Source organism: Chenggangzhangella methanolivorans (assembly GCF_042648545.1).
Lineage (GTDB): Bacteria > Pseudomonadota > Alphaproteobacteria > Rhizobiales > Methylopilaceae > Methylopila > Methylopila methanolivorans.
On sequence record NZ_JBHRXS010000003.1, the window covers coordinates 442854 to 455324 of the forward strand.

A 12471-nucleotide genomic window follows, 5' to 3' on the forward strand; every position below is an offset into this window, starting at 1 on the left:
CCTCGCCGTCGTGCGAGATACTCGTGGGGACGGATTGCGGATGCACACCTGACTGTACGGCGGAATGACAGACGGCGGTGGGCGCTGAACGACTTGTAAAGCAACCATCGTCTATATGGTGAACCTTCGGCCTCCCTTGCGCGTCGCAGTTGCATGGAAAGTGATCTTGGATACGCAGAGCGCAAGGTTGCTGAAGCTGAGGATGCCCTCAGTAATGCGATCGCCATGTCATTCTCGGTGAAAAAATTTGGCTTGGAGACGGACTTCGGCGTTGCTGCGCGACAAGCGGATCTTCGGCAGTGGCGCGAGTTCCGGACACTGGTGTTGATTCGAAACGGCATGCTCAACACGGCGGGACTATCGGACTGATCAGCCCCTCCCTGATCGCCGCCTGCTCCGCAGCCTCAAGCGCCTCAATCATGGACCGCAGGAGATCTGGCCGGATTGAGACGCCGACGCTGGTAGCGGCGAAGCCTTTCTCGAAGACCGGGTCGTCGTAGACCCTCACGTCGACACAGCGCCGGCCGCGAAAGGTGGTGAGGCGGACGACCAGACTTGAGAGGTCGTTCTTCCGCAGATGGGCGACGATGCGATCTCTCATGGCGCCACCGTCCGCAGCTTGGCGCGCTCGATGTACCAGACGCCTCCAACCTTGAAGCCGAGCTTCTTGGCCCACCGTCGAGCGGTCTTCTCGCTCCAGCCGGTTTCGGCCTGCGCCTGCTTCAGGCGAAGCGCGTCGGTCGGAGCGACGTGAGGCCGCTCGCCATGCAGCACGGCACGGAGCGCTTCGGCAGCCTGCTCGGCGGCGTCGAGCGCAGCCTGACAGGCCGCGATCTCGGCGGCGGTCATGGGCGACCTCCTGCCGTGCCGTACCTCTGTAAGGAAAGCCGCCGTGCCGCAGTAGCCGCGCCGCACTTATAAGAGGTGCGGCACGGCACCTTTTCTGCCGTGGTGCCGTACCTCATTGCCGTACTCCGGCAGAGCTACGGCAACCGTCATCGCCGGAGCCAACGCGGACGTATTTTTTGACCTCGCGGTGGTCGTCTTTCTCCTCGTAAATTTCGAGCGCGCCGCTCGCGTACCAGACGGCTAGCAGTCGACGGATGCGAGCCCGATGGCCCTTGTTCATCGCGTCGAGCTCGAGCACGTCGGCCACGACGCCACCGACCCATTCGGCTGAGTTGTAGCTTTCACGGAACTTGCCGCGCCCCACCCGCCGCTGGATCTCCTCCAGCTGCGCCACGTTGTCGACGTGGCTCATGAGGCTCGGCGGCTCCCAGGTCTCGACGACGCCGACCCAATCGCTGAGATCCGGCGCCATGTTCTGGAAGGCGTTGCCGCCGGCCGGCTTGCCGTTCTCGAGGCAGACCGACGCCAGCCGATACCAATGCGTCTTGTCGGTCGGAGGCGCGAGGTTGTGCTTGCCGGCGCTGTCGGCGCCGCCGATCCGAAAGAACCGATTGGGCTCTTCGACGCCAAGTTCGTCGGCCTGCGCCTTCGTCATCTTGTTCATGGCGCGCCCAATGCGGCAGGCGTCCATGAGCGAGCTCGCGCCGCGGCTCTTTTCCGTCGTGACGGTCTCGCCGCCCGGCTTGCTGGAGTGGTGCGCAAGGCCGATCGCGGCGTTGGTGCGTTCGGCGATCGCGCCCCATTGCCGGGCGACAAGGTTGATGGCGACGTTGTCGTTCTCGCCGACGCCGTGGGTCGAGACGAACGGGTCGACGAGCATCGCGCCGATCTCGTTCTCGACCATCTGGGCGACGATCGCCTCGACGACGGGCGTCGCGACCTTGGCGCGCCCGTCAGCCATGTCCGCAATGCTGATCGGCACGTCGCGGCCCGACGTCAGGAAAAGTCGCCCGTCGACCTCCACTGGAGCGATGCCGTAGTGCTTCATGGCCGCGAGGACGCGGCGCTCGGTTTCTTCCTGAGGATCCTCGCCGCCATAGTACCAAACCTTGACCGTCTCGCGCGGCGCGGTCCCGAGCAAAGGCCTACCGGTGACGAGCACAAGCGCCTCTGCAAGCATCAAGCCGGACTTCCCCGACGCGCCCGGGGCGATGAGGCCCGACAGGTAGCGCCGGCAGTAGTCGTGCCCGAGCAGCCATTCGCGACGGGGGAACTGCGAAGGGTCGCGCCAGGTGAAGGGCGTGGCTTTGATTGCGTTCGGGGCCGGGGCTGTCGGTGCGACATTTGGCTGAGCGGCGGCGGGGTCAAATTTTGGAGTCGCCTTGGCGATCCCCAGAAGGTCGCTCGGCGGGTCGAGGGTGTCTCCGATCGAGTCGACGACCGCTCTAGGCTTATGGCCCGCATCGAGCCAATCTGAGACGTCGCCTTTCGGCGGCAGACCAGGCAGGCGCACGATGCTGACGCTCGCGGCGACCGGATGCAGGTGACGCGCGACGTCGAGGGCGTGCGCCTCGCCGGCCTCGTCATTGTCCGCGAGGATCCAGACAGTGCGTCCTTCGAACCACTGGTCGAGGTCCGACGTCCATTTCCCGGCGCCCTCGGATGCGCTCGTCGCCACGAAGCCGAGCGAGGCGAGCCGATCGACGTCCTTCTCGCCTTCGCAGACAAAAACGCCTTCCTGCGACGCGGCGAGGAGCTCCGGAAGCCGATATGGGATCTTCGGACCGGCCGGCTTTCCCTTCGCCCACGCGAAGCCGTCCCAGTGGTGCTGAGGAAAGTCCTTCGACTTCGTCCGGCGGACGCGCAGGTACGGCGAGCCGTCCGGCTGACGGTAGACGTACTCGTGAGTCCACCACTGGTCTCGGTTCGCGGGAGCAGCGGGCTGGAAGGCCGGAAGACCCAATTTTTCGCGAACAGTCCCGACAGGCGATGGGATCGTCTGTCGAGAACGAGTGCACCACGAAACCGTCGGTCGCCATGGGCGAGAGCTTGACCGCAAGCGAGCGGTCGTTCGCGGAGTGAAGGGGGCCAGGCGCAAGCACCTGACCACCGGAAACGTCGCCGCCGAGCGCCTTGGCGACTGATGCGAGATCAAGGGAGTGCACGTTCACGCCGCGCCTCCATGATCATCCTCGACGCACCACAGCCGAACCTGGCCGCACTGCCGGTGAGCGGCATTCCGCCGCCTCGCGATGTCCTGTGCGAACACTTCGCGGTAGGCGATGCGGAAGCCCTCGGCGAACTCCGTGGCCTCGTCGGGGTCTGGGAAGCTCTCGATCAGGTGCTCGCCGTTGTGGTCGAGCGCCATGACACGCCAGAAGCAGAGCTCGCCGCCGCGCGTCCAATGCTCACGAACTTCGACGCGGGGAATGAATCTGGCCGGCGACGTGGGGAAGAAGAGGATCTTCGCGCTCATCGGCCGCCTCCCATGTCGGGATTGGCCGCCATCCAGCGATCGGCGAAAGCTTCCGCCTCGAACGCGTTGTTGAAGGTGCCGAGCACGTCGAACCCGTCGGGCCCGTCGTGACGCACATACTCGACGTCAAAGACGATGAGGTCGGGTCGACCGTCGGGGTGATGACCGCAGACGTCCACCCGCGGCAGCGGGAGGACCTGTGACATCGGAGCGCTGGAGCGCGGACGGAAGGGAAGGATGCTCGCGCTCATCGCCGCGCCTCCCGCGGACCGATGCCCGCAAGCTGAGCGACCAGCGACGCGACCTCGGCGGAGAGGCCGAAGCGCTGTCTGAGATTGACGACAGCGACAGGGAGAGTATTTTCGGAAGCGTCGATCGTGCCCACGAAGACAGCTTCCGAGACCCGCCGGCGTGCCACCGCCGCGCGGGTTTCGCATTTGGAGGCCATGGATCAAGCGGCCTCCTGGCGGGAGGTGATGGCCTCGGCTTCACGCTCAGCGACCCACTCGCGGTCAGCCGTCTCCGAGATCCGCGTGACGGCGCCCACCTTCATCAGGCGCGGGCCTTTGCCGGCTTTCTGGAGATTGTAGAAGGTCGAACGGCAGAGACCGTGCCGCTTGCACCAGTCTTCGATCGTAAGGCTTTGCATCTGCTAACACCCTATTGAGGGCGGGTGCTTGGCTAGCGAGATGCTTCCGCGCTGCATCTCTGAACACCCGCGTTCATTGCGGTGTTCGGATGCTCGCGCTGATCTAAGCCACGAAAATCGCCATTAAATTAGCCATTGGCGTTTGTTTTAATGGGTTTACCTAAACCATTGCCACGCCACACGTTTCGTATCGCGTTCTCCATAGAGGTCGGCTTCAGTTGTGCCGCTTGGGGGTGTCGTTCAGCAAGCCATGCTGAGAGCGCCTGCGCTTGTTTCGCTAGCGTTGGCTCTAGCTGACCGTCAGCTATTCGGGCGTGAAGTTCTCCGATCACTAGGTCGGTGCTTGTCGGTCTGCCTGGCGCTCCTGTCCGATAAATTACAGCCGAAGCCGGTTCGCCAAGTTTAAGATCGCCCGTGGTGGGCTCAGGATCTGACCGGCTTGCATCGTCTGCGTTCTTCAGGAATACGTCCGCATACTTGTCCGGGCCTCTTTCGGGTGGACGGTCGCTGTGGATCCAACTCGAGTAGACGGTTCGCACACGTCCGCGCTGCCATAGCCGCCCTTCTCGTAAGGTTTGCATAGCATCGGCGCGGCGCCAGCGATCAGTCATTAGGTCGACCATCCTGCCTGTCGACGGATTGACGGCGACCGCTGTGCGCTCCCCTGCTTCGAGCAGGGTCAGGAGCTCTTCATAGGCATCGTCTTCGAAGCCTAATTCAGCCGTCCTCTCCTGAATGAACTGAGCGATCGTTGTGCAACCTGAAGGCACCCTCACTTCGCGGCCCTCATTTGCTCGACATTGTCCCCGCCACCTCCAAACTTCGGCGCACCAGCCCTGATGGCGTCGATGACGAAGGACGGAGCGAGGTGGCCGTAATGCTTCTCGACCATGCGCGTGTCGGCGTGCCCGAGGTTCCTCGCGACGACGAGCAGCGGCACGCCGTTCATGACCGCATGAGACGCCCAGGTATGGCGCATGCCGTGGAATGAGATCGGCGGCGTGACCTTGCCGTTCGCGCATGCTTCGGCCATGGGCCGCGCTTGCCGCGAAGCCTTCCACGGCTCTCCATCGAAGCGGACAAACATCACTTCACGACCGTCGCGGCCTGCGACGTGGCGCTTGAAGAACGCCGCCCCCTCGACGGTCAGGATGATGTGGCGCGGCGAGCCCGACTTTGATCTCCGGATCGCGATCGTACCGCTGTCGACATTGAAGTCCGACACCTCCAGCGCGCAGAGCTCGCCATACCGGGCGCCGGTCTCGAGCGCGCCGCGAAGCAAAGCTCGGAACGACGGCTCGGCGGCGTTCAGGAGCCGGCCGGCTTCGGCAAGCGACAGGTAACGCACGCGCGCGGCGTCGACATTCTCGAAGGGCTCTACGCGCCGCCATGCTGTGTCCGACGACACGCGGCCGGCCCGCCACTGGCGATTGAGAGCCGCCTTCAGGATCGTCAGCGTTCGATTGGCGGAAGCGCGACGACGACGCCTACCCTCGTCATCATCAGCCACCGGCTTGAAGCGCTGGTCGCGCCCCTTCTTGCTTCGGATCCTTGCGGGAGCCAGGGCGAGATCGCGAAGCCATTTGGTAATTTCGCGATCAGTCAATTTCTCGATTTCATTGGCGCCGAACGTCGGCAGGATGAATGCGTTGGCCCGAGCTCGGGCGTCGACGCCTGACCGGCGGTTCGCATCAACGAAATCGAGATAGTCGGCGATGGCATCGGCGACTGTCAGCGGGCCCGTCTTGCCTGCTGCGGCATGCGCCCGGCTGACCATGCGGGCGCGGGCCAAATCAAGCGCTTGCCGATAGCTGAGGATCGCGACGCCGTCCGCGTCCGAGAAATCGTCGGCTGTCGCCAGCGTCTCGGTTTCATAGTCGCGCTCTCCGACATAGTGCCGGGCGACCCACTTCCCGGCGCCTTTCGCCGGCTTGCGATAACCGATGTGAAGCCCGGGCTCTAAGTTCCGGTAATAAGGCTTACCGCGGGGCGTCAGACGCGCTCGCGCAGTCCTCGTTTCAAGATTGGCGTCCCGTACCGTCTTCGCCACGCGCGCCCCGCTTCGTGTCCAACACGTGTCCAATATATACGGGAGAACATAAGTGAACAACGGTGGACGCGCATATACGAACCCCTTCAGAAATCAGCATTTGATGTGGACAGCGGTGGACGCTGAAGAACGCCGAAATGTCCCTCTCACGGCGAAAACAGGGGTTCGAGTCCCCTTGGGAGCGCCAGGGATCTCAATCACTTAACTGGCATCTTTGCGTCCGCGTCCAGCGGACGTCCGACAAGCGCGCGCGGACGGCGGCGGCGTGAGCCGCTCCAGCCAGTCACGCGTCTCGCCTCGCCGCTTCACAGACACGGTCGGTACTTTCGAACCGACACGGCGCTTGAAGAATGTCGAAGTCACGTTTTGCATGAAGATGTTTGACTTTCGGTGGCGACGCGACCGGCGGCGGAATATCCAAGAGCCGTCGGTGGCCGAAGCGAGCCGGGCATGTCCGTCGAACTTCGGATCGAACATCCTCACCTCATCGCTCACTTGAGTGTCGGCGGCGCTTACGCTGCGTCCTCCGGCTCATCTCTGGCGCCGCACCCCTCATCGCTCCAGTGAGCGTCGCGAGGCCCGCCAATATGATCGGCGCTTAGTCGATCCAAATAAAAATCCGACGCATAATTACGTTTATCGCTCGACAATTTCTTCGGCGGGCGTTGACGGTATCAAGATAATTCCGCATCACCACTGCGCGATATCTTTTGCATTGAGGGCACTCATGAAGAATTATTTTGCATGCGCAGTCGTCACTGCGCTGTCGATCGCGTTTGCGCTTAGCTCCGCGGACGCCGCCAATCGCAAAGTCAATATTCGCAACAAAACCTCTCAGACCATGACAGAGTTTTACGCGTCAAATACCGGCTCGCAAGATTGGGAAGAGGACATCCTGGGCTCCCAGGAGCTGGAGCCCGGCGAAAAAATCGAAATCGACATCGATGACGGCAGCGGAAAGTGCAAGTTCGATTTTCAGGGAGTGTTCGCCGACGGAGAGAAGGTGATAAAGCGCAACATCAACGTCTGCCAAATCGAGACATTTTCCTTCACCGAATGAATTCGGCGACTGAGCATGGGGGATTCGTCATCACAAAAAATGCAAGAATACTCAGATTCTGCCTCGGCGTAATTGGATTTGCGTCGCTTCTGTCCTTGAGCGCGCCTGCATATGCGGACTTTCCATGTGACGAACTGGAGGGCGAGCGAAACGCGGTCTACAAGGACGCGGGCTATTGTTTCAAAACAACGCGGGCTATTCGCGCCTTCGGCAATGAAGGCTGCCAGTTCAAAAGACTTGAAGATGTGCCGTTGTCGGCGGGCGACCGCAAGAAGGTCGCGGAAATTCAAGAACAGGAGCGTGAAAACAAATGTCCGCGTTGATCCGGCTCGGCGCGCCGTTGGCGCTCGGCGTTCTGGCGGGAGCTCTGACCGCTCCGGCGTCCCGCGCGCAGGAACTCGATGAGCGGTGCCAGAAGATCGTTTCTGCGATCTGTGACGGCAAGCGGCTTGGGCGATGCTTTCAGAACGAAAAGATGTGGGATGACGTGCCGGCGCGCTGTCAGGGCGACGTTCAGACCATGATCGAGATGGAGCGCGAGGCGCTGCAGGAGCAAAAGCAGGAACGTCGTGAGGAGCGTCGCAAGGCGCGTCGCGGGGAAGGCCTCAGCTACGCCTGCGGCGGGATCATCCGCAGCCGCGCCTCCGGCTCCTCGGCCAAGGTCGGCAGCGTGCAGGAAGGCGAAGAAATCGAGGTTCTCGAAGAGACGGGCGTCTGGACCGACGACTTCCAGTGGTTCCGCATCCGGTACAACGGCCTCGAAGGCTACCAGTGGGGCGGCATCTTCTGGACCCAGGGCGGCCGCAAAGGCACGATCCCGAGCTGCAACGGATAGGTGAAAAGGCGGCCGAGGGGGGCACGTCGGCCGCACGCGCCTGGACGCCCGGAACTGCCGCAAGGCGTTCTTCCGCGTCTCGATCGAGGGGGTTGAGCAGCCGGAGGAGGCCCTCCCGATCGCCATCTGATCCGCCCAGCATGGCGGCCGCGGGTCTGGCTCGCAGCCTCGAGACCCGCGGCGCTCCATAATAAAAATTAATGAAATGGACGAAGCGCAGCCCGGCATCCATCCTCGTCACGAGTATGGAGACAGCAATGCGAGCGAATTCATCTTTCTCTGCTCTTATTACGTCCGTCTTATGCTGTCTCGGCACGGCGTCTCTGGCTGACGTCGCCGGCGTCAAAGGGCAGACCTTCGATCGGCTCACCTTCGAGGCCCCGTCCGGCAAGGAGATGCGGATCACGGCGCGCGGCATGGCCGTGATGCGCCACGCCGACAGCGCGGCCACCATCACGGTCATCGACAACGGGGCCCAGCGCCTGGGGCCGGAGACCGTCAGCCAGGAGCGCTGGACCAGGACGATCTCGATCACGGGCGCGGGCGCGCATGACGTGCTGCTGCTGTGCCAGGGCGTGAAGGCGTCGCCGGTCTATTGCGGGCTGACGCTCGAGGACGAACAGGCTCGTCCGGCCGAATGAGGCATACGGCGCAGCGGCGTGTCGGCTACGCTTCGGCGTCGGTCGACGTGGTTTACCTCGAGGGCGCGTCGACGCCTCCCGAGGACGAACGTTTCCTGGTCGTGGAGTGGGTCCAGTCCGGCGCCGGCTGCCAGGTCCGGCACGAGCCGCCCGGCCTGCGCTACGTCGTCAGCCCGGACAAGCATGCGTTCTGGATGAGCGAGGCCAAGCATCTCGCCCGCAGGCTCCAGCTCGAGCGCGTCTATTTCCTCGGCGCGCCGACGTTCGGGCCGTCCGACCCCGAGGACAAGGACGGCCAGGGATCGGGCGGCGACGAGCGCTGAGCGCTCGCGCCGACCGCGAGGGCGCGCGGGCGAAAGACCGACGACGCAAAAAGGCGGGCTCTCCACGAGCCCGCCTTTTCAAGTTCCGGCCCTGGGACGATGGAGCGGCCCCAGGGCGCAGCGGCGGCGAGCGGACCGGCCGCTCGCCGCCTGTAAGCGTCAGTCCGTCGGCAGCGTGAAGACGGTGAGCTGGCCGCCGAGAGCGGTGTACTGCGACAGGGCCGCATAGCCGCCGACCGCGCCGAGGCCGTCGGTGGAGTTGGTGAGGCCGGCCGCAAGGCCGATGCCCGCCCAGCCGCCGACGCCCGAGAGCACCGCGACGTACTGCTTGCCCTTGTGCTCGTAGGTCATGACGTTGCCGATGATGCCCGACGGGGTCTTGAACTTGTAGAGTTCCTTGCCCGACTTGGCGTCGACGGCCTTCAGGTAGCCTTCGAGCGTGCCGTAGAACACGATGCCGCCGGCGGTCGCGAGAGCGCCCGACCACACCGAGAACTGCTCCTTGTTCGACCAGACGATCTTACCCTTCTTGCCGTCCCAGGCGATGAAGTTGCCCATGCCGCCGTGCGAATTCGGGGCCGGGTACATCGACAGGGTCGCGCCGACGTAAGGCTGACCGGCGGTGTACGAGACGCGGAACGGCTCGTAGTCCATGCAGACGTGGTTGGTCGGCACGTAGAACAGCTCGGTCTCCGGCGAGTAGGCCGCAGGCTGCTGGTCCTTGGTGCCGAGCGCCGCCGGGCAGATGCCCTGGCTGTTGGTGTCTTCGCCGTTCTGCTCGGTCGAGTACTTGGCCACGACGAGCGGGCGGCCGTAGGTCTTGGACGACTTGTCCATGTCGACCTTGGTGGCCCAGTTCACGACCGGATCGAACTTCTCGGCGACCAGCAGCTCGCCCGTCGCGCGATCGAGCGTGTAGCCGAAGCCGTTACGATCGAAGTGCGTGAGAAGCGGGCGCTCCTTGCCGTCGATCTTCTGATCCGTGAGGATCATCTCGTTGACGCCGTCGAAGTCCCACTCGTCGTGGGGCGTCATCTGGTAGACCCACTTGGCGACGCCCGTGTCAGGGTCGCGGGCCCAGATCGTCATCGACCACTTGTTGTCGCCGGGGCGCTGCTTCGGGTTCCAGGTCGAGGGGTTGCCCGAGCCGTAATAGATCAGGTTGAGCTTCGGGTCGTAGGAGTACCAGCCCCAGGTCGTGCCGCCGCCGATCTTCCACTGGTCGCCTTCCCAGCTCTTCAGCGACGAGTCCTTGCCGATCGGCTTGCCGTGCTCGGTCGTCTTCTCGGGATCGACCAGAAGGTCTGTGTCGGGGCCGACGGAGTAACCGCGCCACGCCTTCGAGCCGTCCTTGAGGTTGTAGGCCGTGACCGACCCCTGGACGCCGAACTCGCCGCCCGAGATGCCGACGATGACCTTGTCCTTCACGGGAAGAACGGTCGCAGTGTTGGTCTCGCCCTTCTTCGGGTCGCCGTTGACGACCGACCACTTCTTCTGGCCGGTCTTGGCGTCGAGCGCGACGACCGTCGTGTCGGCCTGGTGCAGGATGATCATGTTGTCGGCGTAAGCGAGACCGCGGTTGACGGTGTCGCAGCACATCACCGGGATGACGGTCGGATCCTGCTTCGGCTCGTATTTCCAGACGATCTTGCCGCCGTCGTCGAGGTTCAGCGCGAACACGTTGTTCGGGAACGGCGTGTGCACGTACATCATGTTGCCGATGACGAGCGGCGAGCCCTCATGGCCGCGCAGCACGCCGGTCGAGAAGGTCCAGGCGACCTGAAGCTTCTTGACGTTCTTGGCGTTGATCTGGTCGAGCTTGGAGAAGCGCGTGTTCGCGTAGTCGACCGTCTGCAGCGCCTGCTGCTTGGGATCCTTCGTGATTTCGAGAACGCTGTCATTGGCGAGGGCCGGAGCCATCGCCGCTGCGGCGGCGCTCGCGCCAAACGCCAATCCCAGGCTGATCGTCTTGAACCGGTTCACCGGCGACCTCCGATTTGCTTATTATTTTTCAAACCGCGATGGAACTTCTCGCGACGGCGCGACTATGAGGATGTCGAAATAAGAGGTCTACTGATTTATTTCTTATTATTCTTCAGATTCAACGAAAGGTCTATTAGACGTGAATAATAAGTTTTTGAGATTATACTGACCCGAGGGAACGGCGCCGGCGGCTACCGAGCCGGCGCAGCGCTCTCATCCGGCCGTCCGGCGCAGGAGAGCGGCTGCGGCTCGACTTGGCATTCGTCCGGCGCGACAGGCGCGGGCGCCCGCGGCGCGCTCGCGCAGGCGGAGAGCGACAGAACGCCGAGCGCGACGGCGAGGACGGCCGCAAGGCGAGACCGCGCAGGCGCGCGGGATCGGGCGAAGGCCGGGCGGCCGCCGTCTCCCACGGCCCTCACGGCACGACGATCAGCATGAGATAGGCCACGAACACGACGAGATGGACGAGGCCGGTCAGCACGATCGTGCGCCCGGTGCCGAAGCTGATGACGCTGACCGCGAGCGTCAGGAACAACAGCACGGAGTCGCCCTGCCCGAGCCCGAGCGTCAGTTCGCGGCCGGCGATCATGCTCACCACCGCGACCGTCGGGATCGTCAGGCCGATGGTGGCGCAGGCCGACCCCAGGGCGATGTTGATGCTGCGCTGAAGCTCGTTGCGCCACGCCGCGCGGATGGCCGAGACGCCCTCGGGAAGCAGCACCAGGGCTGCGATCAGCGCGCCGATGATCGCGTCCACCTGGCCGACCTGGAGCGCGACGAGCCCGTGCTCGACGCCCGAGGCGACGTGTTCGGCGAGCAGCACGACGCCGATCAGGCCGGCGAACAGCATCACGAGGCTGACGACGATGTTGGTCTGCCTGGCCGGATGGTGGGCGTGCTCCGGCCGGGCCACCAGATCCTCGACGAAGTCGTCGCGGTGGCCGATCGTCTGCGCGAACACGAAACCGGCGTAGAGCAGAACCGCGAGCACGCTGACGAAGCCGAGCTGGGCGGCCGAGAAAGTGCCGGGCGCGGTCGTCAGCGTGTAGTTCGGCAGCACGAGCGTAAGAATGCTGAGCGCCGCCAGCACCGACAGCAGTGCGCTGGTGCCCTGGCGCTTGAACTCCTGATGGCGGTGCCGCCAGCTGCCGAGCACGAGACAGGCGCCGACGAGACCGCTCGTCACGATCATCACCGTCGAGAACACCGACTCGCGGGCAAGCGTGGGGTTGTTCTTCCCCTGCAGCATCAGCGAGACGATGATCGAGACCTCGATGCTTGTGACCGCGACCGTCAGCAGCAGCGTGCCGTAAGGCTCGCCGATCCGGTGCGCGACGCTTTCGGCGTGGTGCAGCACCAGGAACACCGTGAAGAACAGCATCCCGGCGGCGAAGACGTAGACCAGGATCGTCAGCGGCAGCGAATGGACCGCGTCATGGAGGTCGAAGATCGCCAGCGCCGCGCCGACGAGCAAGGCGGCGACCGGCGCCCCGTAGAACATGGCCGACTGCGCGCGGGTGGTCATCGGCGATCCTGGACTGGCTTTTTCCGGAGAACTCGAAGGCGCTTCACGGGCGCCTGCGACCGTGAAGAGAACACCGAAAC

At 64.0% G+C, this 12471-nt stretch carries 16 protein-coding genes; 6 read left to right on the plus strand and 10 right to left on the minus strand.

Annotated features, from left to right (window positions below; genetic code table 11):
- Positions 1-153: 153 nt before the first annotated feature.
- Complete coding sequence (locus ACFOWB_RS02470) at positions 154-369, plus strand: hypothetical protein (RefSeq protein WP_261401473.1); 216 nt, start codon at positions 154-156, stop codon at positions 367-369.
- Here the strand turns inward: ACFOWB_RS02470 and ACFOWB_RS02475 are convergent.
- The 8 genes from ACFOWB_RS02475 to ACFOWB_RS02510 all read right to left on the minus strand — a co-directional run bounded on the left by ACFOWB_RS02475 (position 344) and on the right by ACFOWB_RS02510 (position 6024).
- Positions 344-601, minus strand: a complete 258-nt coding sequence (locus tag ACFOWB_RS02475) for a hypothetical protein (RefSeq protein WP_261401472.1) — start codon at positions 599-601, stop codon at positions 344-346. The genes ACFOWB_RS02470 and ACFOWB_RS02475 overlap by 26 nt on opposite strands.
- A complete protein-coding gene (locus ACFOWB_RS02480; RefSeq protein WP_261401471.1) occupies positions 598-849 on the minus strand; it encodes a hypothetical protein in 252 nt (83 codons plus the stop codon). Before ACFOWB_RS02480 ends, ACFOWB_RS02475 begins: the two co-directional genes overlap by 4 nt.
- Before the next feature lie 112 nt (positions 850-961).
- Entirely contained in the window at positions 962-2812 is a 1851-nt protein-coding gene (locus ACFOWB_RS02485; protein ID WP_378145487.1) for an AAA family ATPase, read from the minus strand.
- A 204-nt stretch (positions 2813-3016) separates the two neighbouring features.
- On the minus strand, positions 3017-3325 hold the full coding sequence (locus tag ACFOWB_RS02490) for a hypothetical protein (RefSeq protein ID WP_378145489.1): 309 nt from the start codon (positions 3323-3325) through the stop codon (positions 3017-3019).
- Positions 3322-3576, minus strand: a complete 255-nt coding sequence (locus tag ACFOWB_RS02495) for a hypothetical protein (protein ID WP_378145492.1) — start codon at positions 3574-3576, stop codon at positions 3322-3324. Before ACFOWB_RS02495 ends, ACFOWB_RS02490 begins: the two co-directional genes overlap by 4 nt.
- Entirely contained in the window at positions 3573-3710 is a 138-nt protein-coding gene (locus ACFOWB_RS02500; protein WP_261401467.1) for a hypothetical protein, read from the minus strand. The genes ACFOWB_RS02495 and ACFOWB_RS02500 overlap by 4 nt, the downstream gene beginning before the upstream one ends.
- 66 nt (positions 3711-3776) lie before the next feature.
- Positions 3777-3974: a helix-turn-helix transcriptional regulator gene (locus tag ACFOWB_RS02505; protein WP_261401466.1), complete on the minus strand. Its 198-nt coding sequence runs from the start codon at positions 3972-3974 to the stop codon at positions 3777-3779.
- Between the two features lie 772 nt (positions 3975-4746).
- Positions 4747-6024, minus strand: coding sequence for a tyrosine-type recombinase/integrase (locus tag ACFOWB_RS02510; RefSeq protein ID WP_261401465.1), 1278 nt, complete (start codon positions 6022-6024; stop codon positions 4747-4749).
- Between the two features lie 499 nt (positions 6025-6523).
- Between ACFOWB_RS02510 and ACFOWB_RS02515 the strand changes: the two genes are divergently transcribed.
- The 5 genes from ACFOWB_RS02515 to ACFOWB_RS02535 all read left to right on the plus strand — a co-directional run bounded on the left by ACFOWB_RS02515 (position 6524) and on the right by ACFOWB_RS02535 (position 8883).
- A complete protein-coding gene (locus ACFOWB_RS02515; RefSeq protein WP_261401464.1) occupies positions 6524-7084 on the plus strand; it encodes a hypothetical protein in 561 nt (186 codons plus the stop codon).
- A 95-nt stretch (positions 7085-7179) separates the two neighbouring features.
- Positions 7180-7407, plus strand: coding sequence for a YARHG domain-containing protein (locus ACFOWB_RS02520; RefSeq protein WP_378145496.1), 228 nt, complete (start codon positions 7180-7182; stop codon positions 7405-7407).
- The gene (locus ACFOWB_RS02525; RefSeq protein WP_261401462.1) at positions 7395-7919 is read left to right on the plus strand and encodes an SH3 domain-containing protein; all 525 of its coding nucleotides are present in this window, start codon (positions 7395-7397) and stop codon (positions 7917-7919) included. The genes ACFOWB_RS02520 and ACFOWB_RS02525 overlap by 13 nt, the downstream gene beginning before the upstream one ends.
- Positions 7920-8176: 257 nt before the next feature.
- On the plus strand, positions 8177-8560 hold the full coding sequence (locus ACFOWB_RS02530) for a hypothetical protein (protein ID WP_378145498.1): 384 nt from the start codon (positions 8177-8179) through the stop codon (positions 8558-8560).
- Complete coding sequence (locus ACFOWB_RS02535) at positions 8557-8883, plus strand: hypothetical protein (RefSeq protein WP_261401461.1); 327 nt, start codon at positions 8557-8559, stop codon at positions 8881-8883. The genes ACFOWB_RS02530 and ACFOWB_RS02535 overlap by 4 nt, the downstream gene beginning before the upstream one ends.
- A 159-nt stretch (positions 8884-9042) precedes the next feature.
- Here ACFOWB_RS02535 and xoxF5 read toward each other — a convergent pair whose 3' ends face one another.
- Both xoxF5 and ACFOWB_RS02545 read right to left on the minus strand, forming a co-directional pair.
- The gene (gene xoxF5 / locus ACFOWB_RS02540) at positions 9043-10803 is read right to left on the minus strand and encodes a lanthanide-dependent methanol dehydrogenase XoxF5 (protein WP_378146066.1); all 1761 of its coding nucleotides are present in this window, start codon (positions 10801-10803) and stop codon (positions 9043-9045) included.
- A 478-nt stretch (positions 10804-11281) separates the two neighbouring features.
- Entirely contained in the window at positions 11282-12391 is a 1110-nt protein-coding gene (locus ACFOWB_RS02545) for a calcium:proton antiporter (RefSeq protein ID WP_261401460.1), read from the minus strand.
- Between the last annotated feature and the right edge of the window lie 80 nt (positions 12392-12471).

What these genes read in the sequence shown, in the direction of transcription:
- ACFOWB_RS02470 (WP_261401473.1), top strand. Translation starts at nt 154, where the DNA reads ATGGAAAGTGATCTTGGATACGCAGAGCGCAAGGTTGCTGAAGCTGAG.
- ACFOWB_RS02475 (WP_261401472.1), bottom strand. Translation starts at nt 601, where the DNA reads ATGAGAGATCGCATCGTCGCCCATCTGCGGAAGAACGACCTCTCAAGT.
- ACFOWB_RS02480 (WP_261401471.1), bottom strand. Translation starts at nt 849, where the DNA reads ATGACCGCCGCCGAGATCGCGGCCTGTCAGGCTGCGCTCGACGCCGCC.
- ACFOWB_RS02490 (WP_378145489.1), bottom strand. Translation starts at nt 3,325, where the DNA reads ATGAGCGCGAAGATCCTCTTCTTCCCCACGTCGCCGGCCAGATTCATT.
- ACFOWB_RS02495 (WP_378145492.1), bottom strand. Translation starts at nt 3,576, where the DNA reads ATGAGCGCGAGCATCCTTCCCTTCCGTCCGCGCTCCAGCGCTCCGATG.
- ACFOWB_RS02505 (WP_261401466.1), bottom strand. Translation starts at nt 3,974, where the DNA reads ATGCAAAGCCTTACGATCGAAGACTGGTGCAAGCGGCACGGTCTCTGC.
- ACFOWB_RS02525 (WP_261401462.1), top strand. Translation starts at nt 7,395, where the DNA reads ATGTCCGCGTTGATCCGGCTCGGCGCGCCGTTGGCGCTCGGCGTTCTG.
- ACFOWB_RS02530 (WP_378145498.1), top strand. Translation starts at nt 8,177, where the DNA reads ATGCGAGCGAATTCATCTTTCTCTGCTCTTATTACGTCCGTCTTATGC.
- ACFOWB_RS02535 (WP_261401461.1), top strand. Translation starts at nt 8,557, where the DNA reads ATGAGGCATACGGCGCAGCGGCGTGTCGGCTACGCTTCGGCGTCGGTC.
- xoxF5 (WP_378146066.1), bottom strand. Translation starts at nt 10,803, where the DNA reads ATGGCTCCGGCCCTCGCCAATGACAGCGTTCTCGAAATCACGAAGGAT.
- ACFOWB_RS02545 (WP_261401460.1), bottom strand. Translation starts at nt 12,391, where the DNA reads ATGACCACCCGCGCGCAGTCGGCCATGTTCTACGGGGCGCCGGTCGCC.